Genomic DNA, 490 nt, shown 5'->3' with positions numbered 1-490 from the left:
CGCATGACTGCATGATTGGCGATGACTGTATTTTTGCCAACAATGCCTCGGTGGCGGGCCATGCTCATGTGGGCAATGGCGTGATTCTCGGCGGCATGACCGGTGTGCACCAGTTCTGCAAAATTGGCTCCTACGCCATGACCTCCGGCTGTTCGCTGGTGCTGAAAGATATTCCGGCTTACGTGATGGTGTCCGGCAACCCGGCCAGCGCCCGCAGTATGAACTTTGAGGGCATGCGCCGTCGTGGCTGGTCCAAAGATGTGGTTAGCAGCCTGCGCAAGGCCTATAAGGTGGTCTACCGCCAGGGGCTCACATTGGAACAGGCGCTGGCCGAACTGGAAGCCATGGAACCGTCGGATGCGCTGCAGATCTTCATCGATTCCCTGAAAGCCTCTGAGCGCGGTATCACCCGCTGACATGGCACAGCGCAAGGACGCACCGCTGGTCGCACTGATTGCCGGGGAAGCTTCCGGGGATATTCTTGGTGCGG

At 59.2% G+C, this 490-nt stretch carries 1 pseudogene; it reads left to right on the top strand.

Annotated elements, in window-relative coordinates:
* A pseudogene (locus A3754_RS05900) lies at positions 1 to 416 on the top strand (acyl-[acyl-carrier-protein]--UDP-N-acetylglucosamine O-acyltransferase); the annotation flags it as partial.
* Positions 417 to 490: the final 74 nt, after the last annotated feature.

The sequence above is a fragment of the Alcanivorax sp. HI0083 genome, from assembly GCF_001635175.1.
Note: the sequence above shows the minus strand (reverse complement) of the source record. Positions and strands in the feature narration are given on the sequence as shown.